At 62.0% G+C, this 2,092-nt stretch carries 2 protein-coding genes; both read right to left on the minus strand.

The genetic code is table 11. The features are described 5' to 3' along the window. Positions 1 to 639 (minus strand): hypothetical protein (locus tag FGM15_13595; protein ID MBU3666891.1); only part of this gene is annotated, 639 nt, incomplete at its 3' end. A gap of 17 nt (positions 640 to 656) precedes the next feature. Next, complete coding sequence (locus tag FGM15_13600) at positions 657 to 1,238, minus strand: hypothetical protein (protein MBU3666892.1); 582 nt, start codon at positions 1,236 to 1,238, stop codon at positions 657 to 659. Positions 1,239 to 2,092 lie beyond the last annotated feature (854 nt).

Genomic DNA, 2,092 nt, shown 5'->3' on the forward strand with positions numbered 1-2,092 from the left:
GGAGATGCCGGTGACGGTCAATCGATCGATGCCGGAGTTGGTGATCGTGAGGGGGCGGAGGACCGAGGAGCTACCGAAGGCCAGGCTTCCCGAGAGGGAGATCACGCGGAAGCGCTTGCTGATTTCCTGCAGGTTCGCGGCCTGTTTTTCGATGGTGGCCACGGTGGCGGCGGGATTTGTGAGAAGGCTCGAGGCGTTTCCGCCGAAGGCGGTGATGATTTTTCCGACAGCCTCGGCGACCTGGCGCAAATCCGCATCCGCGACTTGGGCGTCCGCGCTTTTCAAAGCGAATGGCACGGAGAGCAACCGCTCGCGCGGAGTTTGCTCGGTGCCGTTGATGGTGAGCGCCAGCCAGTGCTGGTTGCCGGTGAGCGCCTGGAAAATTCCGGCTCCCGCGCCGCCATATTGGAAATAAAATTGCCCCGCCGTGACTTGGACGGTTCCGATGGTTTCGGAATAAAGCAACGTGCCATTCGTCGATGCGGAGTAGAGCCTCACGCCCATCGCGCGTTGGCCGGTGACCGGTTGGTTTCCTTCCACCAAATACCCGTCGTATTCCAAAAGCCGGGGAACTTGCGCCGACAAAGGCAACGCGGCGACCAACAGCGCCAGAAGGGCCCGGAGCGTGTTTTTTTTCATGGCGGATTTTTTTTGGTTCAGCGGCCTTGCGGGATGACCAGTTCAACCCTCAGGAAAAAGCGGCGGGTCGGGGATTGGCTCATTTGGTAGGACCATTCGGCGATCGAGCCGTCGCCGACGATGGTGTCGAGCGGCACGGAGCCCCAACCGGTCTTCAGGTCGGCCGTGCCCCACACGCGGTAGTGGCGGTTCGCGACAGTCGGAACGGTCAAAATCAAATCGCCCGCCTCGATGTGCGAGGCCGGGCGGAACACGGAGGTGGCTGATTTGGGGTTCGTGCCCGCGAGGAATTCCATCATGTTCGTGGTGCCGTCGCCATCGGCATCGGCGGCGGTGCCAACACCCAGTGCGCCGAAATTTTCCATCTCCCATGCATCGGGAAATCCATTCCCATCCGTGTCCGCCGCAGGATCGACGATGGGCGTGGGGTAGAGAATATCGATCAGGCCGGAGACCGATCCGCCCGTGGCCATGGGGGAACCGATTGAGGAATGATTCGAACCGGACCCGAGCGCGGAAACCCCGCCGCCGGAATCGATTTGGGCAAGCACCGGAGCCACGGCACAGGCGAGTGCGATCAAGAAGGGGAAAACACGCATGGATTAAAAATCAACAACTCCATTTAGGATAAGTCAAATATTTGGTTAGGAAAAACCATAGTCGGGAGGGTGTAAACTTTTGTTCGGTCTCAATTCACTTTTTGAACCGGCGGGGAAAATAGAAATTTTTTTCCGGCCCCGGTCGTCCGCCGAATCGCGGAACTCGGGGCTCGCCCGGGAAATTCAAATCGTCCGCCATCCGTGCAAACCCGGACACGCGGGCCGCGCGTCCCCACCAGGCGCTGCCGCGCCAACATCGGTGCGGCAGCACCCTCGTGAAAAAGTGGTAGGAGCGGCTCGCCGAGCGGACCCAAGCCTCAGGCGCGTAGCGCCGTCTCCGGGACACCATGGCGGCTGCGCCGCGGAAGTCGGACGGCTGCGGCGAGCCATCCCTACCTTTCTTTTTTCGATGGGCGCCGCCGCGCCGTTGGTGCGGCAGCACCCCTCGTGAAAACCCGGGTAGGGGCGGCTCGCCGAGCGGACCCAAACTTCAGGCGCGCAGCCGCCGTCTCCGGGACACCATGGCGGCTCCGCCGCGAAAGTCGGACGGCTGCGGCGAGCCATCCCTACCTTTCATTTTTCGATGGGCGCTCCCGCGCCAGGGGCGACAGGAAGGGGGCTTTTCGTGATGGCGACTACAGGTCGACGGTCATAGACCGACGCTACAGGTCGACGGTCGTAGACCGACGCTACAGGGGCTTGTCGCGAGGATCATTCGGAAATCTTTGGGTGGCCCCTTTTGCTCCCCGTTTTACGTTTCGCCCGACCCAAGGGCCGCCGTGGCTCCCATCCCCATGTTCGCCACGGCGGCTTGGGTCACTCGCCTGGGCGGGTGAGATTCGGTGTGACTGCTG

It is taken from the genome of Chthoniobacterales bacterium (assembly GCA_018883245.1).
Taxonomy (GTDB): Bacteria; Verrucomicrobiota; Verrucomicrobiia; order Chthoniobacterales; family JACTMZ01; genus JACTMZ01.

Coding starts and splice junctions, on each gene's coding strand:
- FGM15_13600 (MBU3666892.1), bottom strand. CDS start 1,238: ATGCGTGTTTTCCCCTTCTTGATCGCACTCGCCTGTGCCGTGGCTCCG.